This window comes from Lysobacter sp. A378 (genome assembly GCF_054052125.1).
Window position 1 is genome coordinate 1,237,040 of sequence record NZ_JBSVRK010000001.1, and the last position, 21,724, is coordinate 1,258,763.

Sequence of the window (21,724 nt, forward strand, 5' to 3'; positions counted from 1 at the left end):
TTCGTATCCGCCTGTCCTGTCCGTGCGGCTTTTCCGGTAACAGATGCTACGGATAGGCAGATTCGGATCCGCACCGTTCACAAGGAAGCTTTCATGACGTGTCGTCACTATTTCGCTGCACTTGCCGTCGTCGCGGCATTGTCAGGCTGCACCACTTTGTCGCAGGGCGAATGCCTGACCGGCGACTGGTACGCGGTGGGTCGCAATGACGGCAGCCGCGGCATGACAACTTCGCGCCTGTTCGAGCATCACAAGGCCTGCGCCGAATACGGCGTCCGCCCCGACCCGGTGGCCTACGACGCTGGACGCGAGGCTGGATTGTTGCTGTACTGCACACCGTACAAGGGCTTTACCGAGGGGCGCGACGGTCACCCCTACCGCAACGTGTGCCCATTGGATACCGAGCGTGACTTCATGGCCGGCTACCGCAGCGGCAGCATCATCCATGACGCTCAGGAAGCGTTGGACGACGTCCAGCGCGAGATCAAGACCCGCCAGTACCGCATCGACGACAAGGACACCAGCGACAAGGAGCGGGTCCGGCTGCTGCGGGAGCTGCGCGACCTGCATCGCGACCGCAACTTCCTGGAGCGCGAGGTCAGTCGCCTCAGGTACCAGCATGCGCCGCCCGGGGGCGGCTACCGCTGAGCAGGTGACGGGAGTCGTGCGGCCAATAACGCGGTTGATACGGTGCGGCCAATGGTTGGACGCGCCTGGTAATAGGAGATCACGATGAAGCAGATGGTGTCGGTGTTTGTATTCCTGCTGATGGCCGGTGTCGCGCCGGCTGCTCACTCGTTAGTGCTTCCGGCGGAGCTCGGGCAGCAACTGGAGCAGCGCATCGATGTCTTCGTCGCTGCGCCGGGCTATGAGCCACTGGATGTCGAGTCCATCGTGGACGAGGACTGGTACGCCCAATTCCCCAATGCCGGGGAGTCGGCGTTGCCACCCGACTCCGACCTGGACCCGGTTACGCGCAGCATGCTGTTGTTCGACAGTCAGGAGGCGTCACTGGGCGCGGACGGTATCCCGGCCAGAGCCCGCTACCGCATCACTCGCCATCAAGGATCGCCCGGTGGCGACTGGTCCGATGTCAGGCATTCCTACATCGAGATCACCCGCTACAACCTGGCGCCGTCCTGGCACCGGATGCTGGTCGCCGAGTACGGCGATCGTGCGGCACCAGCCGGGCCAGCCATGGAGCATCCTCACGTCAGCTGGCGCCTGGTCACGACCGGGGTGATGGGGCAACGTGCCTCCGTTGTCGCCGCCAGCCGTCGCGTGATCACACCGGACGAAGCGTCACAGGCGATGTGCCTGGGACAACCGTGCCTGGCACTTGAGCCAATGGAGCCGACTGATGCAGTTGCTTTTGAACCGATGCCGGCACCGGGGCTTGCACCCGCGATCTATCGTGGGGTGACGGTTTCCCAGAGCGAGCGGGAGTTCGCCATTGCCGCGCCGGCACGCATCGCCCAGGCGTTGTTCCAACTGGCCACCGGCGAGTATGACGAGCTGCACGAAGGCGCCACGCTCGAGCAGCCGGAGATGATGATGCTGATCGGCCTCAACAGCAGCGGGCAGGAGCGCAACTCAAGCGCGCTGATGCACTTGACCGCATTGATGGACGACGCCACATCGGCGAGCTGGATTCGGCGGTTGGAAACCCCTGGCAACGTGGAGTGGCAGCGCGTCGACGTCGCGCGATCACGTGGCCACTAGTAATTACGCGCAGCACATGCACAGGAGCAACATCATGAAAGTGACGACATTTGAACCACTGCGCAGGGCGACGCTGCCACTGGCGCTGATTGCTGCCGGCATGCTGGCCGGTTGCAGCGGTGGCGCTCCCGAGTCCGCAAGCGCGGATGCATAAGCGACGCCCGGAACCTCAACATCGCGTCCCAATCGGGGACGAAATCGGAGGCGCGTCCGAAGGTTACCAGCAGATGGAGATGGCCGACCTCGCACGCGGCATGTCGATGCCGACCGGAGAATAAGGCTCGCCGGGCGGGCGCCCATCATTCAGCGGTCGCGCTGCACCGCCAACTGCCCCAGTGACCGCAACAGGTCGGCGCGTTGGTCGAACGGTGCCAACGCGTCGTCCATGGCGACGGTCAGTTCCTGCAACCGGTCCCGGGAGGCCTGCATGCCGATCAGTGCTGGGAAGGTGGCCTTGTCCTGGGCGATGTCCTTGCCGGTGCTCTTGCCAAGCACCGCGGTGTCACCTTCGACATCGAGGATGTCGTCGCGGACCTGGAACGCCAGGCCGAGTGCGTCGGCGTAACGGTCCAGCGCCCGCAGCGCGTCCTGACCGGCACCACTGCAAAGCGCACCCATGCGTACTGCGGCGCGGATCAGGGCACCGGTCTTGAGCGCATGCAGTTGCTCCAGGTCGGCGATGGTCATGCCGTGGCCGTTGCCGGTCGCCTGCAGGTCCAGCGCCTGCCCGCCGCACATCCCGCGGCTGCCCGCGGCAAACGCCAGAGTACGCAGCAATTCGACCCGCACGTCGGCATCGACCGGCGTCTCCGCCAGCACCGCGAAGGCCAGTGATTGCAGCGCATCGCCGGCGAGAATCGCGGTGGCTTCGTCGAAGGCGACATGCACGGTGGGCTGGCCGCGGCGCAGGGCGTCGTCGTCCATTGCCGGCAAGTCGTCGTGGATCAGCGAATAGGCGTGGATGAACTCGATCGCGACAGCGGGTGCGTCGAGCACCGCCGGGTCGGCGTCGAACAACGCGCCGCTGGCGTGGACCAGCAGCGGGCGCATGCGCTTGCCGCCCAGTAGCGCGGCGTGGCGCATGGCGGCATGCAGGGTCTGGGGACGGGTGTCGAGTGCGGGCAAGGCCGCGTCCAGCGCGGCGTCGCAGCGCTCGCGCAAGACGACCAGTTGCGGGTCAAGCATCAGGCGCAGAGGGTGGAGCGAACTCTTCCGCGCTGGCGGGATCCTGGGGATCGCTGAGCAGGCGTACGCGCAGTTCGGCCTGTTCCAGCGCGACCTGACAACGGCGATACAGCCCGACGCCGCGCTCGTAGGCGGCCAGCGACTCTTCCAGGTTCATTTCGCCCAGTTCCATCTTCTCGACCAACTGCTCGAGCGAGTCGAGCGAGGTTTCAAAATCGGCGACCGGTGATGCTTCGGGGGTGGCTTTGCGTGGCATGGTGCAAGTGTGCCGCCGGGCTCGGGGATGGTCAATCGAGCGATGGCTCCGGCGCCGTCGGGCGCCATTGCAGGCACGCGTCATGGTCGCGCAGCCACTGGTCCAGCGCGGCGGAACGGATCCGGTCGCCGGCTGCCAGCAGTTCGCCTTCAGTCGTGGCCAACAGGGGCAGCTGCACGCGTTGCCACGGCGGTATCGCAAAGTCCTGCAGCACCTGTTTCAGTGCATGGCTGTGGCCACGCCCGGGCAGGGTAATCCGCTCGCCGCCGCGGCGCGCGTGAACCAGCAGGCTGCGGCCAAAGCCGTCGGGGATGGCGGGATCAAGCGCCAGCGTTCCGCCACCGGGTAACGGCAGCGGCGCGGTGCCGTCCCAAGCGGCCTGCCACTGGTCTGGCAGCGGCGGTTGCAGCGGTCCGGCATGAAGCAGATCGCGCCAGGCATGGATGACCGCGCCGTGCCAGACAAAATTGGCCGATGCGTCGGCGGGTGAGGGCAGTAGCGCGGACTCGATCTGCGCGATGCCCGCGGCCGGCAGTGGCGGCAGGCCCATCGTGCCGATCCAGTGGCGCAACACGCGCGCGCGGCGGGCCGGCGGCAGTTGCGACAGGCGCGAACGCGACAGGCACGCAGGGGCGTTGGCGATAACGTCCGACAACGCCGCTGAATCCTGTATGTCGAGCAGCGTGGCGGCCTGCTCGCACAGCGCCGCCGAGCGCGCCAATGAAGCGGCGGCGTGTGGCCAGCGCTCCTGCAGCAGTGGCAGCACCCGCTGGCGCAGGAAGTTGCGGTCGAACGACTCGTCGTTGTTGCTGGGGTCTTCAATCCAGCGCAGGCGATGCTCGGCCGCATAGGCTTCCAGGGTCGCCCGTGACAAGCCAAGCAGCGGACGCCACAGATGACTGCGGCCAAACTTTCGCCACGGCTGCATCGACCCGAGACCGTCGGGGCCGGAGGCACGCATCGCGCGCAACAGGAAGGTTTCGGCCTGGTCATCCAGGTGATGGGCGAAGGCCAGGATCTCGCCATCGGCCAGTCCTCGCGTAAAGACGCCATGACGCGCATGCCGTGCCGCGGCTTCCAGGCCCTGTCCGTCGCCGCGCGACACGGTTACCCGGGACACTGACAGCGGTAGCGCCAGCCCGTCACAAAATGCCTGGCAATGCCCGGCCCATTGGTCGGCGTCGGGGTGCAACCCATGGTGGACATGCCAGGCACGCAGGCCACGTTCGCGGACCGCCGCAATGCCCGCCAGCGCGTGCAGCAGCACGGTCGAGTCCAGACCACCACTGAGACCTACGCACACCGGCCCGTTGGTGGGCGCTTGCAGGGCTTCAGCGAGCAGGGCAGCGACCGGGCGCATCGCGCATCACCACCCTCAGCGAGGGCCCCACTTGCGGCGGTGGTCGCCGTCATGGCGCCCGTCACCGGTGCGCTCGTCATCGGAGCGGTCGCCCCCGGACGTTCCGGCGCGTGGTCTGGGATCCAGCAGCAGGCAGCTCAGCGCGACCAGAAACAGCGCGATGGCCAGACCGGTGAACATCATCGCGAAGATCACGTTGACCTCCAGGCTGGCCACCGCACCGGCGACCATCACGGCGGCGGCGATGGCCCACAACGCGGCGTAGGTGACATTGCGCATGATCAGGCCGCTGCGTAGGCGCCATAACCGCGCAGGCGCTCGTAGCGACGCTGCAGCAGTTCGGCAGTGGGCAAAGCTTCAAGGGTGTCCAGCTCGTTCATCAATACCGTCTTCAACCGGATTGCCATTTGTTTGGGATTGCGATGGGCGCCGCCGGTCGGCTCGCGCACCACCTTGTCGACCAGTCCCAACCCGCGCAGGCGCACGGCGGTCAGGCCCAGTTGCTCGGCGGCGTCCTTGGCCTTGCCGGCGTCCTTCCACAGGATCGACGCGCAGCCCTCCGGGGAGATCACCGAGTAGGTGCTGTGTTGCAGCATCACCGTGCAGTCGCCGACGCCGATCGCCAGCGCGCCGCCGGAGCCGCCTTCGCCGATCACGGTGCAGATCACCGGCACCTTCAATTCGGCCATCTCCAGCAGGTTGCGCGCGATCGCCTCGGATTGGCCGCGCTCCTCCGCGCCGATGCCGGGATAGGCGCCGGGAGTATCGATGAAGGTCAGGATCGGCAGCTCGAAACGCTCGGCCAGCTTCATCAGGCGCAGCGCTTTGCGGTAGCCCTCGGGGCGCGGCATGCCGAAGTTGCGCTTGACCTTGCTCTTGGTGTCGCGGCCCTTCTCATGGCCAATGATGACCACGCTGCGGCCGTCAATCCGGCCCAACCCGCCGACAATCGCCGCATCGTCGCTGTAGGCGCGGTCGCCGGCCAGCTCCTGGAACTCGTCGCATATCACCCGGAGGTAGTCCTTGGTGTGCGGCCGCGCCGGATGCCGCGCCAGCTGCGAGACCTGCCACGGGCTCAGGTCGCGGAAGATCTGCGCGGTCCGCCGGCGCAGCTTGTCCTGCAGCGCGTGGACCTCGGTGTCCGCGTCGACCGCCGAACCACGGCTGGCCTGCCGGAGCTCCTGGATCTTGGCTTCCAGGTCGGCGATGGGTTGTTCGAAGTCGAGATAATTCGGGTTCATGCGTGGACCAGGGCCAGTGGCAGCCGGTAATGGCTGTGAAGCACACAGTCTATCCGACCGGCCCGGGCCGTACCGAGGCGTGCCCGGCCGCCCGCTGCTGACATCGCGACGACGCCATGGCGTGTCTACTGTCGCCACACACCCACCCAGGAGTGACGACGTGTCCCGATTGTTCGACCCGCTGACCCAGCGCGAAGTGACCTTCCGCAACCGCATCATGGTCTCGCCGATGTGCCAATACTCTTCGCGCGACGGCGTGCCCGACGACTGGCATCTGGTGCATCTGGGCAGCCGCGCCGTTGGCGGCGCCGCGTCGGTGATCGCCGAGGCCACCGCGGTCTCGCCGGAGGGCCGGATCTCGCCGGCCGATACCGGACTGTGGAACGACGCGCAGGCGCAGGCCTGGGCCCCGATCGTCCGGTTCATCGACGGCCAGGGCGCGGTACCGGGGGTGCAGCTCGCCCACGCTGGCCGCAAGGCAAGCACCGACGCCCCGTGGCGCGGCGGTGGCGCGGTTGCGCCGGCAAAGGGCGGCTGGACGCCGGTCGCGCCCTCGGCACTGGCCTTCGATGCCGGCTCGCCGGTCCCGGACGCGCTGGACGCGGCCGGCATCGCCAAGGTCATCGAGGACTTCGTCGCCGCGACCCGGCGAGCGCTGGACGCCGGTTTCCAACTGGTCGAACTGCATGCCGCGCACGGCTACCTGCTGCACCAGTTCCTGTCGCCGCTGTCGAACCGGCGCGACGACGCCTACGGCGGCAGCTTCGACAACCGCATCCGCCTGGTGCTGGAAGTCATCGACGCCGTGCGCGCGATCTGGCCGGAGCGCCTGCCACTGTGGCTGCGCATCTCGGCGACCGACTGGGTTGACGGCCAGGGTTGGGACATTGAGCAGAGCATCGCCCTGGCGCGGCTGGTCGGCGAACGCGGCGTCGACCTCATCGACGTCTCCAGCGGCGGTGCCGTGCCCAACGCAAAGATCCCGTTGCAACCGGGCTACCAGGTGCCGTTCGCCTGCCGCATCCGCCGCGAAGCGGGCATCGCCACCGGCGCGGTCGGCTTGCTGACCGCGCCCGATCAAGTCGAGCGGATCATCACCGAGAACGAAGCCGACGTCGTCCTGCTTGCCCGCGAGCTGCTGCGCGACCCGTACTTCCCACGCCGCGCCGCACACGCGCTCGGCGCCGAATTCACCCCGCCGGAGCAGTACGGGCGTGCGTGGTGAGCTGCGCGACCATTAATACCGTGCAGCCGATGCGGTTGGACGGCACCGGCGCGCGCGGGATCAGTTGACCGCCGAGGTGTCCATCGACGCCGGACAGCCGCCGCCGGTCGCCAGCGGCCGCACCGTCCCCAGCAGGCTGACCAGGGTCTTGCCCGGCTCCTCCCACGGGATCATGTGGGAGGAGTTCTCGAACCACACGCCCGCCTTGCACGGCGCGTCAACCTTCTCGATCCATGCCGCGGTCGGCGCTGACGGCGTGGTGTAGTCGTGCCGGCCCATGAACATCACCACCGGGATCGGGAACGACTCGATGTCGCTGAAATCCACCGCCAGGAACTCCGGCAGGATCCGCCCGAGCGTGAACAGGTTGCCGGCGTCGATCGCATGCACGTCCTCGGCGTCGTACACCGGCGACAACCACGGGCCGCGGTAGTAATAGGGCGACTCCGACCGGTACGCGCTCATGCCGCCGTAGTGCTGCGACCACTTGCGTGCGGTGATGATCCGCTCGCGGGTGATCGGCTGGTCGCCGGGGTAGGGCGCGATCGACTCCATCTCGCGCACCGCTTCCGCGTTGCCTTCTTCCCGCGCCCGCTGCAGGCCGTACTCGAAGCTCAGCTTCTCGTTCAGCCGCGTATTGATGACCTGGCCGATGCCGACATAGGCGTGGAAAAGGTCTGGCCGTCGCAACGCCGCGTTCATCGCCACGATCGTGCCCCAGCTGTGGCCAACGAGGACCAGCTTGTCCTTGCCCAGCCGCTCGCGCACGTGCTCGGCGATCTCGATCGCATCGTCCACGTAGCGTGGGATGTGGATGGTGTCGCTGATCGTCTCCGGGTCGGTCTCCAGGAACGTCTTGCCGGCGCCGCGCTGGTCGTAGTGGACGACGGTGAAGTACTCCTCGATCGGCCGCTGGAACTGCCACGCCGTCGGCATCGCCGGCGACGCCGGGCCGCCGTGCACGAACAGGATCACCGGATTGTCGCCGTCCTGCCCGCGGATGTTGATCCACTGGTCGATGCCGCCGATGCGGGTCTTGTAGGTCTCCTGCACGCCGTCGGGCGCGACGATGCGGCCAAGGTCCGCGACCGCCTCGCGCATCTTGCCGCAGAGCTCGCCGCACTCTGGCGTCTGGGCCTGAACCTGCGACGGCAGGCAAAGCACCGCCAGCAAGAAAGAAATCAATCCAGTACTTCTCATGCGCTCCCCCGGGATTTGGCCGAATCCGACGCAGCTTAACGCGATCCGGAGCCTGGTCCTCAGCCGCCTCGGGCGGGGCGAGGCTGTTGCTGTACATCCCTGAGAGGTCGAAACAGCGGGCGCGTCGCTGGCCACGGGCGGGCTTGTCGCAGGCGAGTGCGATCACCTTGTCGTGCAGGTACAGACCGTACTCGCCATTGCCGGGCATGATGCGTCGTCCGATTGAAGGAGAGACGAGCAATGACTGCCACCCCCCGCCGCACCACGCTGGCCGCACTGGCCGCCACCCTCGTCATCGCCCCGGCGATGAACCCGGCCACCGCTGCCAAGCCCAAGCCGTACACCGCCGAGCAACTGCAGAAGATCGTCGCCGACGAAGTGCCGGTGACCACCGTCGAGTCCGTCGACCATGAGCGCATCACCGCGCGGCGCATCGACCTGGTCGACGAGGCCGGAGTGATCCGCATGACCCTGGCCGCACCCACCCCGTCGCCGATCATCGACGGGCTGTCCTATCAGCGCGCCTTCCCGGTTGCCGGCATGGTGCTGTACGACCGCAAGGGCAGCGAGCGCGGCGGCTTCGGCGTGGCCGACCTCGCCGACGGCGGCACCGCGGCCGTGCTCGCGCTGGACCATGCCAACGTCGACGCCGTCGGATGGCGGGTGATGCCGGACGGCGCGGTGGAGTTCGGCCTCAACGCCAAGCCGCCGCAGCTGCGTGAACCCATGCTCGACAACCGCGTGGTGCCGCATCCGGCCGTGCGTCGCATCGCGATGGCGCTGGCGGCCGACGGCACGCCCTCGCTCAACCTCGCCGATACCGAAGGCCGAGCGCGGTTGCGCCTGACCGTGACCGCGGAAGGCTACGGCGCCATCGAGTTCCTCGATGCCGAAGGCAAGGTCGTGCAGACGCTGGCACCGGAGGCGGGGGCGGCCAAGAACTGATTCCGCATTTGCCGGATGCCGCGCTAGCGCTCCTGTTCCGCCGCACTGCGAAGCGGCACCGGGTGTGAATCGCCGGTACTGTTCCCGGCTGGCCGGTACACGCCAACCAGTCCGGGACGCGTGCGGATGAGGTAGTCGCCGACGTTGACGGCCACCGTGAAGGGAATCGCACCCAGGACCAGCATGGCCACTATGGGATCGCCCTCGAGGGCCAGCGGACCCTTCCAGCCGCCGATCAGCATCTGGGACGCGGTCTGGAAGGCCAAGTGGATGCCGACGCCGAGCCATACCGTCCCGCTGCGTTCACGCAGGTAGCCAAAGGCCGCGGCCATCGCGACGAACATCACAAGGTCGGCAAAGCCGACCGCACCGCCCCGCACCAGACAGGCGACACCCGTGAACAGCAAGCTCTGTAGCAGCAGCGTCCAGAGCAGCCGCAGTCGCCGTGCCAGCAGGCCGTGGACATAGCCGCGGAAGACCAGTTCTTCGGGCAGCGCCTCGGCCAATCCCACCGCCAGCAGGTGGATAACCACGAGGGTCAGCACGCTACCCGCGCCGGCGCCGATTCCCAGTTCGGTCAGGCCCAGGGCCTGGGTCGCGGCCAATCCGACGGCCGCGGGCACGGCCCAAAGCAGACATCCCGTCAGCGCTGGCTTCCATGCCTGTCGCAGCCGGCCCAGACCCAGTACGTCACCTTCCCGCGGCCCGAGGCTCCGCCACAGGACGCAGAGCAATCCGAACGACAGGACGCTGATCGCCAGCGAGCCGGGAATGCGTTGTGTGGCCGGCCATATGCCTGCGAGTGGCGCCGCGAACTGGTCGCCGAGCCGGACGGCCATCGGCAGGATCACCGCGAAACCACCTGCAGCCAGCAAGATCCGAAGCGCGAGTCCTGCAATATTTTGTGCCGGGAGAGTGCTCATTGGTCTGGCATCGTGTATTCACGGTTCATCGGAAAACTCAGCCATCGCGTCCGTAGGCCCGCTCGACCTTCGCGAGTAGTAGGGCGACCAGAGTCAATACATCTCCCGGTCCTCGCCGCTGATCGGCGCCAGCGGGTACAGGCAAGCATTCTGGCTGAACTCGCGTTCTTCCGCTGGCAGCGCTTCGATGCAGGCGATGGCCAACGCCACCTCCTCGACGCGCTGCTCGGTCTGCTGCCCATCGCAACCGAGCGCATGGGTAGTGGGCCACGTGCCGCCGGCGCCGGTCAGCGCCCCAAATAGCTCGCACTCGGCGGTCCGGTACACCAGCCACGCAGCGTGCTGCGATTGGAGCGCTGAAACCAGTCGCGGGTCGGGGAACCGGGTCCGGCTGCCGATCACCAGTGCCATCAATCGGGCTTGCTGCTGCTCCAGTTGCGCCTCGGCCGCATCGCGGCGCTCGGCCATCATGAAGCCGGTGTGCATTGAACTGCCTTCCGGCCAGTCGGACCGATTGTCCTGGGCCAAGACCGGCGCAACCATGATGGCGGCGGCAAGAACCAGCAGGGTGCGGAGGTGCCGGAGCCGAACGGGGTGCCGCATCACGATCCTGTCGGCGGCGGTGGCAGATGAACGACCATCGAGCCGACGGTCTTTCCGCCTTCGACCACGGTGAATTGCGTGTTGGCGCGGGACACCGACACCGGTTCCTTGCAGGTGGCCGACACTTCGCCGGATTCACCTGGGGCGATCTTCTCGAGCGACTCGGGCAGGTGGAACATGCACACCACTTCGCGACCGCCGAAGCGGACCTTGGGACGGTAGTTGTCGCGGATTGGCGTCATGCGCGCGTCGCGGCCCTTCTCCGAGAAGTTCAGCGACAGCGTTACCGGGATCGCCTGCCCGGAGCCGAAGCCAACCGTATCGTCCACCGGTTCGGCGGCGAAGGCTGGAGTGCAAAGGCTGGACAGCGCCAGGACGGCAAGGATGGACATCTTCATGCGGAGTGCTCCATGCGTTAGGTGGCTTTACGCTACCGTATTCGCATGATGCCCAGGGCATCGCCGCTGTGGATCAATAGTCTGTCTGCGCGATGGCTTCCAGCGCCTACATCGGTTGCCGCGTCGCCCGGTAGGCGTCGATCCGTGGCTGCAGCGCTGCGATCCGGGCCAGGCTTTCCTCGCGCCACACGTCGTCGCGTTCGTAGAACTCCTCGCAGACCGGCACGTCGCCGGAGAGCACCACCCACGGCTGTTTCGACGCTGCGCAGACATGCACGTCAGGCGGCAGCGCGTCGGGGTTGTCCAGGGTGCCGATGCGGACGAAGCGTGTCAGCGGCCCGCTACCGGGGTAGTGGCTCCAGACCGCGACCTTGCATCGGGGGCAACTCGCGACCAGCTGGCCGTAGCCGCTCTCCGACGGAATCCGCTCCAACTCCGGCTCCGCACCCAGGTGGATCACCCGGTCGGATTCGATCATCGCGTTGAGCGCGAACGACGCGCCGGTCTCGCGCTGGCACCAGCGGCAATGGCAGCAATGCACGACCAGCGGCCGGGTGAGCATGCGGTAGCGGACATGGCCGCAAGTGCAGCCGCCTTCGATGGGGTAGTCCATCCGGGTCTCCTTCGTGACCGGGGCAGGTAAACGTGATCCGGAGCCTAGTCCTTCGCCGCCCTGGGCGGTGCGAGGCTGTTGCTGTACATCCCCGAGCGGTCGAAACAGCAGGCGCGTCGCTGGCCGCTGGCGAGCTTGTCGCAGGCGGTCTCGATCCGGCGCACGCGGGTTTCCGGCCGCTTGGGGGAGGTGATCCAGTGGACCCAGTCGCGCCGCGCGACCGGCGTGATGTCCTTCCACACCGTCCGGGCTTCCGGGGTGTCGGCCAAAGCCTTGCGCAGGTCGGCCGGGATCTTGGGCTCGGGTTCCTCCTCGACCGGACTGATCTCCAGCGCGACCTCATCGCCGGCCTTGGCGCCCGCCGCCTCGCGCAGCTTCTTGTCGACCTTGAGCCAGTGGCTGCCCTTGCCGTCCGGCTCGAGCGTCGCCTGGAATGGCGCGCCGCCAAGGGTTCCGTCGACGGTGGTCATGCTCCGCGTGGGGAGCTTGCCGCTGGCGGCCTTGGGCAAGATGAGGAAGGTCCAGGTGGCCTTCGCAGGTTCTGCCGGCCGCAGGAGCTTGGTCTTGAAGTGGATGCTTGACGTGGTCTTGGTCATATCCAGTCAGTCTCGTTTTGTCGCGCCGTGGGACTCAGGTCGGTTTGCGCTTTTTTGCCTTGGCCTTCTTCGGCTTTGGCGCCGGCAACGCAGCTTCGGTCGCCACCAGCAGGGCGCGTAACGCATCGCCATCGTCGAGCAACTCGTCGGCCACCGGGTAAAGCTTTGCGCCCGGGTAGGGCGGCCGCTGGGGCAGTCCGGCGGTCAGCGCTTCCGTCGCCGGCGTGGCCTTGATGAAGAGGCTGTTGTCGCAGGCGAATGCGATCACCTTGTCGTGCAGGTACAGACCGTACTCGCCGAACATCCGCTTGTGGGTGAACGCGGCGCCGAGATCGGCCTGCTCGGCGATGTAGTCGATGAACTCGCGGGTGGTGGCCATGGGCGGATCTCAGCCTTCGCGTCCGTAGGCCCGCTCGACCTTCGCGATCCTCACCGTGTACTGCGAGTACCAGTCCGCTCGGCCCTGTGACTGGGCGAGCCGGTGTTCGGCGTTGCGCTTCCAGGCGGCAATCGATTCCAGGCTTTCCCAATAGGAGACGGTAGTGCCGGCCCCGTCCGCCCCGCGGGCGCTTTCGATGCCGAGGTAGCCGGGCTGTTGCGCCGCCAGCTCGTCCATGCGGATGGCCATCTCCTGGTAGCCGTTGTCACCCTCGGTGCGCTGCGCGGTGAAGATGACGGCGTAGTAGGGGGGGCGTGGCGTGTTGGCTGGCATGGGAATCCTTCTGTGCCGGTCAGTGGCCGCCGTCCCCGGGCATGCCGCGGTCGTTGGCGGGTGCGACGCGTTTCTCCAACCAATGGTCGGCGTAGGGGTTGTCATTGTACGCGGCGATCATGGCGTAACCCTGCCGCTGGTACAGCGCATGGGCTTCGACCTGGCTGCGGTTGGTGTCGAGTCTCAGCGTGTGCATGCCCATGTCGATAGCCTGCGTCTCCAGTGTGTCGAGCAGCCGTTGCGCGACGCCGAGCCCGCGCGCCGACGGGTGCACCCAAAGGCGCTTGATCTCGCCGACGCCGTCGCCGATGGCCTTCAACGCGACGCATCCGACGGCGTCGCCATCCAGCCGCGCGAGCAGGAATACGCCGTATGGCGGCAGAAGCTCCCGCGGTGTGGCGCTGGGACCGCGTGCGGGATCGAAGCCGGTGCCGATGCGCTGTTCCAGTTCGGCGATGTACGCCGCGATGCAGGCGCGCGCCTCGCGTCCCGCCGGGTCCGCGGCGGCGATGGCGACCGCGCCGGCGCGCAGCAACCGCTCCACCTCCGCCATCGCCGCCAGCAGGCGTTCGCGTTGCGGTGGGCCGAGCTGGTGCAGCAGGGTCGCCGCGATGTCGTCCGAGCGCGCTTCCAGCACCCGCCATTCGCGCAGGCCCTTGCGCGTCAGCGAGGCACGGCGCACGCGTGCGTCCTGCGGTGAAGGCCGGGTGGACACCAGGCCCTGCGACTCCAGGGAGCGCAGCAGGCGGCTCAGGTAGCCGGAGTCGAGCGACAAACGTTCGCGCAGGTCGCGCACGTCCGCGCCTTCGTGCCCGATCTCGAAGACCAGTCGCGACTCGCCCCAGGGCCGGCCGCTGTCGAGGTAGTCGTCGGTGAGCACGCCAATGCGCCGCGTCACGGTGCGGTTGAAGCGGCGCACGCGCTCGATCTGGGTGCTGTCCATTACCTGACTTTAATCAGACAAATGGCGCAACGCAAGCAGACTCCGGTTCGTCCGCGATGGCGCCGGAAAATATTTCACCAAACGGTTGACAATTACCTTGAGCGGCATATATTCAACCATATGGTTGACAAATACTCCCCCCCGCTCGACACCGTGTTCCGCGCCCTGTCCGACCCGACCCGGCGCGCGATGCTGCACGACCTGGCCGCTGGTCAGCGCACCGTGAGCGAACTGGCCGCGCCGTTCGACATCTCGCTGGCGGGCGCTTCCAAGCACATCCAGGTGCTGGAACGCGCCGGCCTGATCCAACGCGAGGTGCAGGGCCGCGTGCATACCTGCCGGCTCGACGCGGGTCCGCTGCATGCGGGTGCGGAATGGCTCCGCCATTACGAGCGCTTCTGGACCGGGAAACTCGATGTCCTCGAAGCCATCCTCAAGGCCGAGGACGCCGCCCCCAAACCCAAGCGGGACACCACCCGCAACCCCCCCGCCCGCAGAACCCGTCCCCCACGGAGAAAGCCATGAACCAGACCATCAAGATCGCCACCCCCGAGGCCGATTACGGCATCGTCAGTGCACCCCAAACCGTGCGCATCCAGCGTTTGCTGCCCGGTCCGATCGAGCGCATCTGGTCCTACCTCACCGAGGGCGAACTGCGCCGCCAATGGCTGGCCGCCGGCGACATGGAACTGGACGTGGGCGCACCCTTCGAGCTCGTCTGGCGCAACGACGAGTTGACCGACCCGCCGGGCCGGCGCCCGGAAGGCTTCGGCGAGGAACACCGCATGCAAAGCCGCATCACCGAACTCGACCCACCGCGCCGGCTCGCCTTCGCCTGGGGCGAGGGCAACGTGTCCTTCGACCTCGAGCCCAAGGGTGACCAAGTGCTGCTGACCGTGGTCCACCGCGGCATTTCCGACCGAGCCAACCTGCTGATGATCGGCGCCGGCTGGCACCTGCACCTCGACATCCTGGTCATGCGCGCGAAGGGCGAGACGTCAGAGACGCCGGAAACCTTCTGGGATGGCTGGACGCGCCTGCGCGCCGAATACGACCACCGCATCCCGGCCTGAGAACAAAGGTGCGGATATGTGTGCGTGAGGACTAACACCTGAGTTAAGCCGCTCGGCGTCCTCCGCTGGGCCAATGCGGCCAAGCGCCGCAGCCGCTATCCACCGTTGTCCGCGAGCGCCTGAACTGCCTCGACCGAGAGCGCGTAATTTACCCATATCGGGTCCGCCTGCGCGCCGAGCCGCTCGTAAAACCGCTTGCCAGCTTCATTCCAGTCCGCGACTTGCCACCGCACTCGCCCGCACCTCCTGGCCACGGCCTCCCGAGCGACGGCTTTCATCAATGCCTCTCCAACCCGCTGCCCCCGTGCCTCAGGGGCGACGAATAATTCCTTCACGAACAGCACAGGTACAGCCTCCGCGGTAAACGGAACGATGTAGAACACGGCCGTACCAACAACATGGTGTTCACTCTCGGCAACCAAGGCATGGAAGTCGGGCGGTGAACGACGGAAGCCTCGCTCCCGGAGGACATCCTCAGTTACGGCGAAGGTGTCGGCGTACTGCTCAAACTCTGCCAAGGAGCGCATGAGCGGGAGCAAACTGGGGATGTCTGCTTCTACCGCGAGACGGACGTTCACAACGTCTGTGCTTTGGTTCACACGCAACTCCTGGGTGAGGTCTAACGAGGCCTGCTCGGCGATGTAGTCGATGAACTCGCGGCATGGGTCGGGCTCCCTGATTGCACCGAAGCGTCGGGCAAATCGGCGGCGTTGCCAAGTGCGTGTTGCGTGCTACTGCGTCCCGGAACGAAGAAGGCCGCCCCTGCGGGCGGCCCTCCTGTGGTGAGGCTTGTCGCCTACGCCTTGTTAGGTGCGCCAGCAAGAATCTCAGTCATGACCCAGTTGGTTTTCGCAGCCTCCACACCCAAAGATGGGTGCGGAGAGCCGGTCTGTAAGTGTTTGATCATGTTTTCGACATGAAAAGTCTGAATGTGTAAAGGGTTTTCAATGAATACTGATCTATCCGATCCATCGACATGCAGTTCCAGGGGCATCTCATCAAACACGGAAAATCTTATCGTGCCCCTCTCTCCGATAATCTTAACTTCATCTTTCCTGCTGGCACCGCCGAAAATCCAGCTGCCACTCCCAAGCGCCCCATTCGCGAACCTCCAACATGCACTCACCGCGTCCTCAGTTCGATACAGGCCTTGCTGATTAACTGCGATACCAGACGCGGCGTCAATGTCTCCCAGCAGGAAATGAAACAAGTCGATGCCGTGGCTGGCAAGATCAGAAAAATATCCCCCCGGCGCTGCCAGAGGATCTGTCCTCCAATTCGGTTCCCCGCTCAGGTCTCGTGGGGAGGGCTGCTTTACAAGATGCCAGTGTACCTCTCGAACTTGGCCGATTAGATCCTGCGATAACCATGACTTCAGTTCCGTGAAACGTGGCAACGAACGGCGATAGTAGGAAACGAATAGCGGTAGCCCCCGCGCTGCGAAAGCATCAACCATACTCAGGCATTCTTCGTGATCGAGCGCCATCGGCTTTTCAACGCAACAAGGTTTCCCTGCGCGCGCAACTTTCAGTGCCAACTCCTTGTGGCTCGCAGGCGGAGTGGCCACATAGACGGCATCCACCTCTTTAGCCGAAATCAAGTCATCTACGTTCTCATAAACGAATGGGACGCCATGGCGTCTTGCGTAGTCCTGGGCCGACAGGAAGCTTCTCGACGCTACGGCCGTCAGGGCAGAGCCCGCAGTACCGTAGAACGCCGGGCCACTCTTCACTTCGGCCACCGCGCCGCATCCGATCATGCCCCAGCGAATGATTGGAGCCGCCTCACGATGTTGCACAGGATGCCTCCCAGGGCTCATCCGACTGTCATGACTCAACACCAAGGTAGCCCGGCATGGATTGAGCCAGCTCTTCCATCATGGCGTTGAGGCGATGGAACTCTGCGTCATAGACGCCGGGTTCCCAGATGAAAGCCGCAATGAACATGTTGAACCCCCTCGGCTGCCTGACTATGAGTCTTTAAATTCCACTTCGGCTCCATCCAGCAACGGCATGAAGGGCTCGGAAGCGGAAAGTTTGAGGTCTACCCAGAAGGTGATTCTTTCGGCCCCCGGCGGACGTTTGGCAAAGTGTGTCTTAAAACCGGCATTGAAGGTTCCGTGCTCGACCTGCTGCAGGGTTTGTTGCAGTGATCGTAACTCGGCTTTGCCTTCAGGGGTGAGTGCGAACAGATATATCGTGATCGGAAGATCCGAACTCAAAAACCCACCGGGACGTGTTTCCTTTGTGACACTCAAGGCGTTCACACCCATTTCGCTTGATTGGGCAACGGATGGATTTTTAATCGAGAAATTGAGATGGGTTTTCGCTACGTCGACTTCGAAGCCTTGAGGCACCGAGAGCCTGACCCGAAGTTGTGCCGGATCGACTTGCGCCAATGAGCGCGGAGACATGCTCGACAGGCTCATCATGGTTGAAAGCGGAATGGATACGCAACCAGAAATGCACATAGTCGTTGCGAGCAGAATTCCTAAAAGAAATCGCATGTTATATCCCCTGACTAACGCTTGAATAACGCGCACTATAACTATCGATGTTGATCTGGAAAGAGCAGTCGTTCTCGGTCTGCGAAATGAAACCAAAACCGGGCCACCTCAACCTGACCCCGTTTCATCTGAGTTCGGTTTGAACGTTTCATCCCATAAACGGATACCGGTAATCCGTCGCCGGCACGAACGTCTCCTTGATCGTGCGCGGGCTGATCCAGCGCATCAGGTTGAGGATCGAGCCGGCCTTGTCGTTGGTGCCTGATGCGCGGGCGCCGCCGAAGGGTTGCTGGCCGATCACGGCCCCGGTGGGTTTGTCGTTGATATAGAAGTTGCCGGCGGCGTTGCGCAGGCGTTCCAGGCCTTGCTCGATGGCGTAGCGGTCCTGGGCGAAGATCGCGCCGGTCAGTGCGTAGGGGCTGGTGCGGTCGACCAGGTCGAGCGTGTCGAGCCACTTGTTTTCGTCGTACACGTACACAGTCAGTACCGGCCCGAACAGCTCGTCGCGCAGCGTGCGGTAGTCCGGGTTGCTGGTGACGATGATGGTCGGGCGCACGAAATAACCGTCTGCATCGTCGTAGTCGCCACCGACCAGTATTTCCGCGTCACCTGATGCCTTCGCCTCGTCGATCGCGGCCTTCTGGGTCTTGAAACTCGCCGCGTCGATCACCGCGCCCATGAAATTACTGAAGTCGGCCACGTCGCCCATCGCGATACTCTCGACTTGTTCCACCAGCAGGTTCTTGAGTTGCGGCCAAAGGTTGCTCGGCACATAGACGCGGCTGGCGGCGGAACATTTCTGGCCCTGGTATTCGAACGCGCCGCGCACGATGGCCGTGGCCAGCGCGACCGGGTCGGCGCTGGCGTGGGCGATGATGAAGTCCTTGCCGCCGGTTTCGCCGACCAGGCGCGGGTAGCTCGCGTACTGGTCGATGTTGTTGCCGACCGTGCGCCACATCTGGTGGAACACCTTGGTCGAGCCGGTGAAATGGATGCCGGCAAGGTGTTTGTTCTTCAGCGCGGGATCGCCGATGTCCGCGCCACTGCCAGAGAGCAGATTGATCACACCGTCGGGCAGGCCGGCTTCTTTGAGCACCTGCATCAAAAAGTGCGCGCTGTAGACGGCAGTGCTGGCCGGTTTCCACAGCACCGTGTTGCCGCACAGCGCCGGCGCGGTCGGCAGGTTGCCGGCGATGGCGGTGAAGTTGAACGGCGAGACCGCGAACACGAAGCCTTCCAGCGGCCGATGCTCCAGCCGGTTCCACATGCCGGGCGAACTTTGCGGCTGCTCGCGCAACAGTTGTTCGTAGAACGCGACGTTGAAGCGCAGGAAGTCGATCAACTCGCAGGCGCTGTCGATCTCGGCCTGGTGGCAGGTCTTGCTCTGGCCGAGCATGGTCGCGGCATTCATCACGTCGCGATACGGACCTTCCAGAAGATCGGCGGCTTTCATGAACACCGATGCGCGGGCTTCCCACGGCAGGTTGGCCCAGTCCTTCTGCGCACGCAGCGCGGCGGTGATCGCCGTCTGCACCTCTGTCGCGCCGCCTTGGTGGAAGTCGCCGAGCACATGCGCGTGGCGATGCGGCATCACCGCCTGGCCGAGCTTGCCGGTGCGCACGTCCTTGCCGTCGATGACCAGCGGCATCTCGATGGTCTCGCCCGACATCCGCGCCAGCGTCGCCTGCAGGCTGGCGCGTTCGGGGGATCCGGGGGCGTAGGCGCGGACCGGCTCGTTGACGGGCACGGGAACCGTGGAGATGGCGAGGGACATGGCGGACTCTCCTGCACGGGGGATACCGATTGTAGGCATCATGCCGTGAAGGCAGACCCGGAAGCTTGTGCGCGGCTCCCGAGGTGCCGCAACACTGGCATCATCGGCAATTTGGCGGCCATCATCGACCCGATGGCGCACCCGCGAGCAAAAACGGGGTCAGGTTCACTTCTTCTCACGATAGGTGAACCTGACCCCGTTTCATCGGCTCCACACCGCCTTGGCGTCGGGAGCGGCAGCCAGCGCCTTGCGCAGATCGGCCGGGACGGTGGGCTCGGGTTGCTTCTCGGTGGGCAGGACCAGGAACGTCCACGCGGCGCCTTTTCCGGGTTCGGCAGGGTGGTGGAGCTTTGCCTTGAAGCGAATGTCGGAAGTCGTCTTGGCCATTGCACGTGCCTCCATTTTTGTGGAACCGCGCCCAATCTAATCCAGGGCGATACCCGGCCGCCAACCGCTACGGGCCAGGAACGCCTCCGGGTCGGTCATCCCGAAAATGTCGCGAAGCGCCTGCTGCTTGTCGTCAGCCTGCTGGTAATACGCCTTGGTGATGCGATAGCCGACCCAGTAACCGAGATCCGCGGGCTTCTCGGGCGTGCTGTTGTAAATCCATTCCGATAGATCGGTCTTGTCCATGTCGGCGGCGAACGCTGTCTCGATCTCCATTTCACGGCCGGCGACCAATCCGTCCATATAGGCGTAGGCGACGGCACCAGTCGTCAGTTCCGCGATGAACTCGGCCGCGCCTTCCTGCAGCGACTCGGCCAGGACGGTGGCGTCCTCCCCGGAGAACGAGGCCGACTGCTGGACATGCGCGAACTCGTGCGCGGCGACACCCACGAGCCGGTCCTCGATATCGGGGTTGATGAAGTCGGTCGCGCACAGCGCCTCAAGGCCGATCTGCACGCCGGTATCACGCGAGCCAACCCCGACCGGCTTGCCGCGACCCACCGCGATCGTGATCGGCGGAAAGCGCGCCTCGGGATAGAGATCGGTGAGCTTGCCCATCGCGACCGCCAGTCTTTCACGCACCTGCGGCAGGACATCGGCACAATCGCGCGCCTCGACATAGATCTCCGGCCGTTTGGCAATGGCGGCGGCGATCGACTCGCCGGTAACCCGGCGCAGCCGCGCGAGCTGGTGCAGGCCTTCCGAACCTGGGTCCAGATAGTCGTGTTGCAATGTCTCGGCCGTGGGGTGCCCATCGGCGGCGTCGTAGATTTCGTAGAAGCGGGTGACGTCGCCGGTCTCGATGACGGGCTGCGTGTCTTTCGCCGCGACATTACCTGCTGCCGTGGCAGCCACGAAAGTGATGGTGGCCATCGCAATCTTGATCATGCTGTTCTCCAGGCTTTCCGTGCTGGAACGGTGCCATGCGGTGTCACGGGATCGAACGTCCCAACCGGCACCGTGCGGATCGGCATATGCAGTACGCCGACCGACGTCAGCGTCCAAGCGGAGGCAACGACGCGCGGTACGCCTCGATACGCGGGCGCAGCACTTCCAGCCGCGCCAGGCTGTCCTCGCGCCATTCGGCGTCGCGGTCGTAGAAGTCCTCGAACGCCTTCGCCCCATCGGGCAGCACCACTCACGGCTGCTTCGACGCCGTGCAGACGTGCACATCCGGCGGCAATACGTCGGGGTTGTCGAGCGTGCCGACCCGCACGAATCGGGTCAGCGGGCCGCTACCGCTGTAATGGCTCCACAACGCCACCTTGCACGTTGGGCAGCGCATCACCTGCTGCCCGCGACCGCTGGCCGACGGTGTATCCACCAGCTCCGGTGCCACGCCGAGGCTCTCCACCCGGTCCGACTCGATCATCGCGTTGAGTGCGAACGACGCGCCGCTCTCGCGCTGGCACCAACGGCAATGGCAGCAATGCACCACCAGCGGCCGGGTGAGGATGCGGTAACGGACCTGGCCGCAGGTGCAGCCGCCTTCGATCGGATAATCCATCGGATGCTCCTCGTCGGACGATGCGACAAGGGTCCGGCAAATGGATGGCGTTTTCCAGCCCGCTGCCGTTAACCGGCCATCTTTCCGAGCATGTGATCGATCACTTTGCTGTGCTCGTGCTGCGGGCTGAAGAGAACGACCTCGGCATCCTGGCCGACCTTGACCGTGTGCCCGGGTGGCCAATAGAACAAGTCACCGCCATTGACCGCCTCGCTGCCCCCGTCCGCGTAGGTGACAGTGAGCGCACCTTGCAGCAGGTAACCCCAATGCGGGGATTGGCAAAGATCGTTTTCCAGCCCCTGCAGCAGCGGCGCGATATCGGTGCCTGCGCCGAGTGAAAAGTACTCCCCGCTGATCGTGCCGCAGTCGGCGGCGCTGCCGAACTCCGTCTTCTGACGGGCGACGGCCCCGGGCACATCAATCCTGACGGGTATGTCCTGCTTGGCAATTCGCATCGTGGATCCTCCTTAGGGCGCAGGGACGAACAAGTGGCCT

29 protein-coding genes are annotated in these 21,724 nt (G+C 65.5%); 6 read left to right on the plus strand and 23 right to left on the minus strand.

Annotation, left to right across the window (positions count from 1 at the left end; genetic code table 11):
* The first annotated feature begins 93 nt into the window (after positions 1-93).
* Together ACW7G1_RS05735 and ACW7G1_RS05740 are read left to right on the plus strand one after the other, a co-directional pair.
* Positions 94-648: a DUF2799 domain-containing protein gene (locus ACW7G1_RS05735; protein WP_456978745.1), complete on the plus strand. Its 555-nt coding sequence runs from the start codon at positions 94-96 to the stop codon at positions 646-648.
* A gap of 84 nt (positions 649-732) precedes the next feature.
* Positions 733-1,722 (plus strand): hypothetical protein, encoded by a 990-nt coding sequence (locus ACW7G1_RS05740; RefSeq protein WP_456978746.1) that lies wholly within the window; start codon positions 733-735, stop codon positions 1,720-1,722.
* A gap of 303 nt (positions 1,723-2,025) precedes the next feature.
* Here the strand turns inward: ACW7G1_RS05740 and ACW7G1_RS05745 are convergent, their stop codons facing one another.
* From ACW7G1_RS05745 to ACW7G1_RS05765, 5 genes are read right to left on the minus strand one after another with little or no spacing between them, the layout of a single operon-like run.
* Positions 2,026-2,907 (minus strand): polyprenyl synthetase family protein, encoded by an 882-nt coding sequence (locus ACW7G1_RS05745; protein ID WP_456978747.1) that lies wholly within the window; start codon positions 2,905-2,907, stop codon positions 2,026-2,028.
* Positions 2,900-3,163 (minus strand): exodeoxyribonuclease VII small subunit, encoded by a 264-nt coding sequence (locus tag ACW7G1_RS05750; RefSeq protein WP_456961959.1) that lies wholly within the window; start codon positions 3,161-3,163, stop codon positions 2,900-2,902. The genes ACW7G1_RS05745 and ACW7G1_RS05750 overlap by 8 nt, the downstream gene beginning before the upstream one ends.
* Before the next feature lie 31 nt (positions 3,164-3,194).
* Positions 3,195-4,523 (minus strand): tRNA lysidine(34) synthetase TilS, encoded by a 1,329-nt coding sequence (gene tilS / locus ACW7G1_RS05755; protein ID WP_456978748.1) that lies wholly within the window; start codon positions 4,521-4,523, stop codon positions 3,195-3,197.
* 15 nt (positions 4,524-4,538) lie between these two features.
* The gene (locus tag ACW7G1_RS05760; RefSeq protein WP_456978749.1) at positions 4,539-4,802 is read right to left on the minus strand and encodes a hypothetical protein; all 264 of its coding nucleotides are present in this window, start codon (positions 4,800-4,802) and stop codon (positions 4,539-4,541) included.
* Between the two features lie 2 nt (positions 4,803-4,804).
* Positions 4,805-5,764: an acetyl-CoA carboxylase carboxyltransferase subunit alpha gene (locus ACW7G1_RS05765; RefSeq protein ID WP_456978750.1), complete on the minus strand. Its 960-nt coding sequence runs from the start codon at positions 5,762-5,764 to the stop codon at positions 4,805-4,807.
* Between the two features lie 160 nt (positions 5,765-5,924).
* On the opposite strand from ACW7G1_RS05765, the gene ACW7G1_RS05770 reads away from it, so the two are divergent.
* The gene (locus ACW7G1_RS05770) at positions 5,925-6,989 is read left to right on the plus strand and encodes an NADH:flavin oxidoreductase/NADH oxidase (protein ID WP_456978752.1); all 1,065 of its coding nucleotides are present in this window, start codon (positions 5,925-5,927) and stop codon (positions 6,987-6,989) included.
* Between the two features lie 60 nt (positions 6,990-7,049).
* Here the strand turns inward: ACW7G1_RS05770 and ACW7G1_RS05775 are convergent, their stop codons facing one another.
* Entirely contained in the window at positions 7,050-8,174 is a 1,125-nt protein-coding gene (locus tag ACW7G1_RS05775) for an alpha/beta hydrolase (RefSeq protein ID WP_456978753.1), read from the minus strand.
* Positions 8,175-8,429: 255 nt separating this feature from the next.
* On the opposite strand from ACW7G1_RS05775, the gene ACW7G1_RS05780 reads away from it, so the two are divergent.
* Positions 8,430-9,134: a hypothetical protein gene (locus ACW7G1_RS05780; protein WP_456978754.1), complete on the plus strand. Its 705-nt coding sequence runs from the start codon at positions 8,430-8,432 to the stop codon at positions 9,132-9,134.
* 23 nt (positions 9,135-9,157) lie between these two features.
* Here ACW7G1_RS05780 and ACW7G1_RS05785 read toward each other — a convergent pair whose 3' ends face one another.
* The 8 genes from ACW7G1_RS05785 to ACW7G1_RS05820 form a co-directional block, all read right to left on the minus strand.
* Complete coding sequence (locus ACW7G1_RS05785) at positions 9,158-10,057, minus strand: CPBP family glutamic-type intramembrane protease (protein WP_456978755.1); 900 nt, start codon at positions 10,055-10,057, stop codon at positions 9,158-9,160.
* 93 nt (positions 10,058-10,150) lie between these two features.
* Complete coding sequence (locus ACW7G1_RS05790) at positions 10,151-10,660, minus strand: lysozyme inhibitor LprI family protein (RefSeq protein WP_456978757.1); 510 nt, start codon at positions 10,658-10,660, stop codon at positions 10,151-10,153.
* A complete protein-coding gene (locus ACW7G1_RS05795; RefSeq protein WP_456978758.1) occupies positions 10,660-11,052 on the minus strand; it encodes an EF-Tu C-terminal domain-related protein in 393 nt (130 codons plus the stop codon). The genes ACW7G1_RS05790 and ACW7G1_RS05795 overlap by 1 nt, the downstream gene beginning before the upstream one ends.
* A 112-nt stretch (positions 11,053-11,164) precedes the next feature.
* The gene (locus ACW7G1_RS05800; protein ID WP_456978759.1) at positions 11,165-11,671 is read right to left on the minus strand and encodes a GFA family protein; all 507 of its coding nucleotides are present in this window, start codon (positions 11,669-11,671) and stop codon (positions 11,165-11,167) included.
* A 44-nt stretch (positions 11,672-11,715) separates the two neighbouring features.
* A complete protein-coding gene (locus ACW7G1_RS05805) occupies positions 11,716-12,267 on the minus strand; it encodes a YdeI/OmpD-associated family protein (protein ID WP_456978760.1) in 552 nt (183 codons plus the stop codon).
* A gap of 34 nt (positions 12,268-12,301) precedes the next feature.
* Positions 12,302-12,646 carry a TfoX/Sxy family protein gene (locus ACW7G1_RS05810; RefSeq protein WP_456978761.1) on the minus strand — a complete coding sequence of 115 codons (345 nt, stop codon included), beginning with the start codon at positions 12,644-12,646 and terminating at the stop codon, positions 12,302-12,304.
* A 9-nt stretch (positions 12,647-12,655) separates the two neighbouring features.
* The gene (locus ACW7G1_RS05815) at positions 12,656-12,979 is read right to left on the minus strand and encodes an antibiotic biosynthesis monooxygenase family protein (protein ID WP_456978762.1); all 324 of its coding nucleotides are present in this window, start codon (positions 12,977-12,979) and stop codon (positions 12,656-12,658) included.
* A gap of 19 nt (positions 12,980-12,998) precedes the next feature.
* Positions 12,999-13,922 carry a bifunctional helix-turn-helix transcriptional regulator/GNAT family N-acetyltransferase gene (locus ACW7G1_RS05820; protein WP_456978763.1) on the minus strand — a complete coding sequence of 308 codons (924 nt, stop codon included), beginning with the start codon at positions 13,920-13,922 and terminating at the stop codon, positions 12,999-13,001.
* Between the two features lie 120 nt (positions 13,923-14,042).
* Between ACW7G1_RS05820 and ACW7G1_RS05825 the strand changes: the two genes are divergently transcribed.
* Both ACW7G1_RS05825 and ACW7G1_RS05830 read left to right on the plus strand, forming a co-directional pair.
* Positions 14,043-14,447 (plus strand): ArsR/SmtB family transcription factor, encoded by a 405-nt coding sequence (locus tag ACW7G1_RS05825; RefSeq protein ID WP_456978764.1) that lies wholly within the window; start codon positions 14,043-14,045, stop codon positions 14,445-14,447.
* The gene (locus ACW7G1_RS05830) at positions 14,444-14,995 is read left to right on the plus strand and encodes an SRPBCC family protein (protein WP_456978765.1); all 552 of its coding nucleotides are present in this window, start codon (positions 14,444-14,446) and stop codon (positions 14,993-14,995) included. The genes ACW7G1_RS05825 and ACW7G1_RS05830 overlap by 4 nt, the downstream gene beginning before the upstream one ends.
* A gap of 95 nt (positions 14,996-15,090) precedes the next feature.
* Here ACW7G1_RS05830 and ACW7G1_RS05835 read toward each other — a convergent pair whose 3' ends face one another.
* The 9 genes from ACW7G1_RS05835 to ACW7G1_RS05875 all read right to left on the minus strand — a co-directional run bounded on the left by ACW7G1_RS05835 (position 15,091) and on the right by ACW7G1_RS05875 (position 21,684).
* Positions 15,091-15,594, minus strand: coding sequence for an N-acetyltransferase family protein (locus ACW7G1_RS05835; protein WP_456978766.1), 504 nt, complete (start codon positions 15,592-15,594; stop codon positions 15,091-15,093).
* Positions 15,595-15,791: 197 nt separating this feature from the next.
* Positions 15,792-16,814 (minus strand): Gfo/Idh/MocA family protein, encoded by a 1,023-nt coding sequence (locus ACW7G1_RS05840; RefSeq protein ID WP_456978767.1) that lies wholly within the window; start codon positions 16,812-16,814, stop codon positions 15,792-15,794.
* A gap of 150 nt (positions 16,815-16,964) precedes the next feature.
* Entirely contained in the window at positions 16,965-17,426 is a 462-nt protein-coding gene (locus tag ACW7G1_RS05845) for a hypothetical protein (protein ID WP_456978768.1), read from the minus strand.
* Positions 17,427-17,649: 223 nt separating this feature from the next.
* Complete coding sequence (gene pruA, locus ACW7G1_RS05850; protein WP_456978769.1) at positions 17,650-19,275, minus strand: L-glutamate gamma-semialdehyde dehydrogenase; 1,626 nt, start codon at positions 19,273-19,275, stop codon at positions 17,650-17,652.
* A 201-nt stretch (positions 19,276-19,476) separates the two neighbouring features.
* Entirely contained in the window at positions 19,477-19,662 is a 186-nt protein-coding gene (locus ACW7G1_RS05855) for a hypothetical protein (protein WP_456978770.1), read from the minus strand.
* A 36-nt stretch (positions 19,663-19,698) separates the two neighbouring features.
* Positions 19,699-20,610, minus strand: a complete 912-nt coding sequence (locus tag ACW7G1_RS05860; protein ID WP_456978771.1) for a DUF2268 domain-containing putative Zn-dependent protease — start codon at positions 20,608-20,610, stop codon at positions 19,699-19,701.
* A 106-nt stretch (positions 20,611-20,716) separates the two neighbouring features.
* A complete protein-coding gene (locus ACW7G1_RS05865; RefSeq protein ID WP_456978773.1) occupies positions 20,717-20,860 on the minus strand; it encodes a hypothetical protein in 144 nt (47 codons plus the stop codon).
* A complete protein-coding gene (locus ACW7G1_RS05870; RefSeq protein WP_456978774.1) occupies positions 20,861-21,229 on the minus strand; it encodes a GFA family protein in 369 nt (122 codons plus the stop codon). It abuts the gene before it with no gap.
* A 68-nt stretch (positions 21,230-21,297) separates the two neighbouring features.
* Entirely contained in the window at positions 21,298-21,684 is a 387-nt protein-coding gene (locus ACW7G1_RS05875) for a hypothetical protein (protein ID WP_456978775.1), read from the minus strand.
* Between the last annotated feature and the right edge of the window lie 40 nt (positions 21,685-21,724).

Coding starts and splice junctions, on each gene's coding strand:
- ACW7G1_RS05795 (WP_456978758.1), bottom strand. CDS start 11,052: ATGTCCATCCTTGCCGTCCTGGCGCTGTCCAGCCTTTGCACTCCAGCC.
- ACW7G1_RS05870 (WP_456978774.1), bottom strand. CDS start 21,229: ATGGATTATCCGATCGAAGGCGGCTGCACCTGCGGCCAGGTCCGTTAC.
- ACW7G1_RS05840 (WP_456978767.1), bottom strand. CDS start 16,814: ATGAGCCCTGGGAGGCATCCTGTGCAACATCGTGAGGCGGCTCCAATC.
- tilS (WP_456978748.1), bottom strand. CDS start 4,523: ATGCGCCCGGTCGCTGCCCTGCTCGCTGAAGCCCTGCAAGCGCCCACC.
- ACW7G1_RS05805 (WP_456978760.1), bottom strand. CDS start 12,267: ATGACCAAGACCACGTCAAGCATCCACTTCAAGACCAAGCTCCTGCGG.
- ACW7G1_RS05790 (WP_456978757.1), bottom strand. CDS start 10,660: ATGCGGCACCCCGTTCGGCTCCGGCACCTCCGCACCCTGCTGGTTCTT.
- ACW7G1_RS05875 (WP_456978775.1), bottom strand. CDS start 21,684: ATGCGAATTGCCAAGCAGGACATACCCGTCAGGATTGATGTGCCCGGG.
- ACW7G1_RS05780 (WP_456978754.1), top strand. CDS start 8,430: ATGACTGCCACCCCCCGCCGCACCACGCTGGCCGCACTGGCCGCCACC.
- ACW7G1_RS05800 (WP_456978759.1), bottom strand. CDS start 11,671: ATGGACTACCCCATCGAAGGCGGCTGCACTTGCGGCCATGTCCGCTAC.
- ACW7G1_RS05810 (WP_456978761.1), bottom strand. CDS start 12,646: ATGGCCACCACCCGCGAGTTCATCGACTACATCGCCGAGCAGGCCGAT.
- ACW7G1_RS05735 (WP_456978745.1), top strand. CDS start 94: ATGACGTGTCGTCACTATTTCGCTGCACTTGCCGTCGTCGCGGCATTG.
- ACW7G1_RS05750 (WP_456961959.1), bottom strand. CDS start 3,163: ATGCCACGCAAAGCCACCCCCGAAGCATCACCGGTCGCCGATTTTGAA.
- ACW7G1_RS05745 (WP_456978747.1), bottom strand. CDS start 2,907: ATGCTTGACCCGCAACTGGTCGTCTTGCGCGAGCGCTGCGACGCCGCG.
- ACW7G1_RS05845 (WP_456978768.1), bottom strand. CDS start 17,426: ATGATGAGCCTGTCGAGCATGTCTCCGCGCTCATTGGCGCAAGTCGAT.
- ACW7G1_RS05855 (WP_456978770.1), bottom strand. CDS start 19,662: ATGGCCAAGACGACTTCCGACATTCGCTTCAAGGCAAAGCTCCACCAC.
- pruA (WP_456978769.1), bottom strand. CDS start 19,275: ATGTCCCTCGCCATCTCCACGGTTCCCGTGCCCGTCAACGAGCCGGTC.
- ACW7G1_RS05765 (WP_456978750.1), bottom strand. CDS start 5,764: ATGAACCCGAATTATCTCGACTTCGAACAACCCATCGCCGACCTGGAA.
- ACW7G1_RS05760 (WP_456978749.1), bottom strand. CDS start 4,802: ATGCGCAATGTCACCTACGCCGCGTTGTGGGCCATCGCCGCCGCCGTG.
- ACW7G1_RS05815 (WP_456978762.1), bottom strand. CDS start 12,979: ATGCCAGCCAACACGCCACGCCCCCCCTACTACGCCGTCATCTTCACC.
- ACW7G1_RS05860 (WP_456978771.1), bottom strand. CDS start 20,610: ATGATCAAGATTGCGATGGCCACCATCACTTTCGTGGCTGCCACGGCA.
- ACW7G1_RS05785 (WP_456978755.1), bottom strand. CDS start 10,057: ATGAGCACTCTCCCGGCACAAAATATTGCAGGACTCGCGCTTCGGATC.
- ACW7G1_RS05830 (WP_456978765.1), top strand. CDS start 14,444: ATGAACCAGACCATCAAGATCGCCACCCCCGAGGCCGATTACGGCATC.
- ACW7G1_RS05740 (WP_456978746.1), top strand. CDS start 733: ATGAAGCAGATGGTGTCGGTGTTTGTATTCCTGCTGATGGCCGGTGTC.
- ACW7G1_RS05820 (WP_456978763.1), bottom strand. CDS start 13,922: ATGGACAGCACCCAGATCGAGCGCGTGCGCCGCTTCAACCGCACCGTG.
- ACW7G1_RS05825 (WP_456978764.1), top strand. CDS start 14,043: ATGGTTGACAAATACTCCCCCCCGCTCGACACCGTGTTCCGCGCCCTG.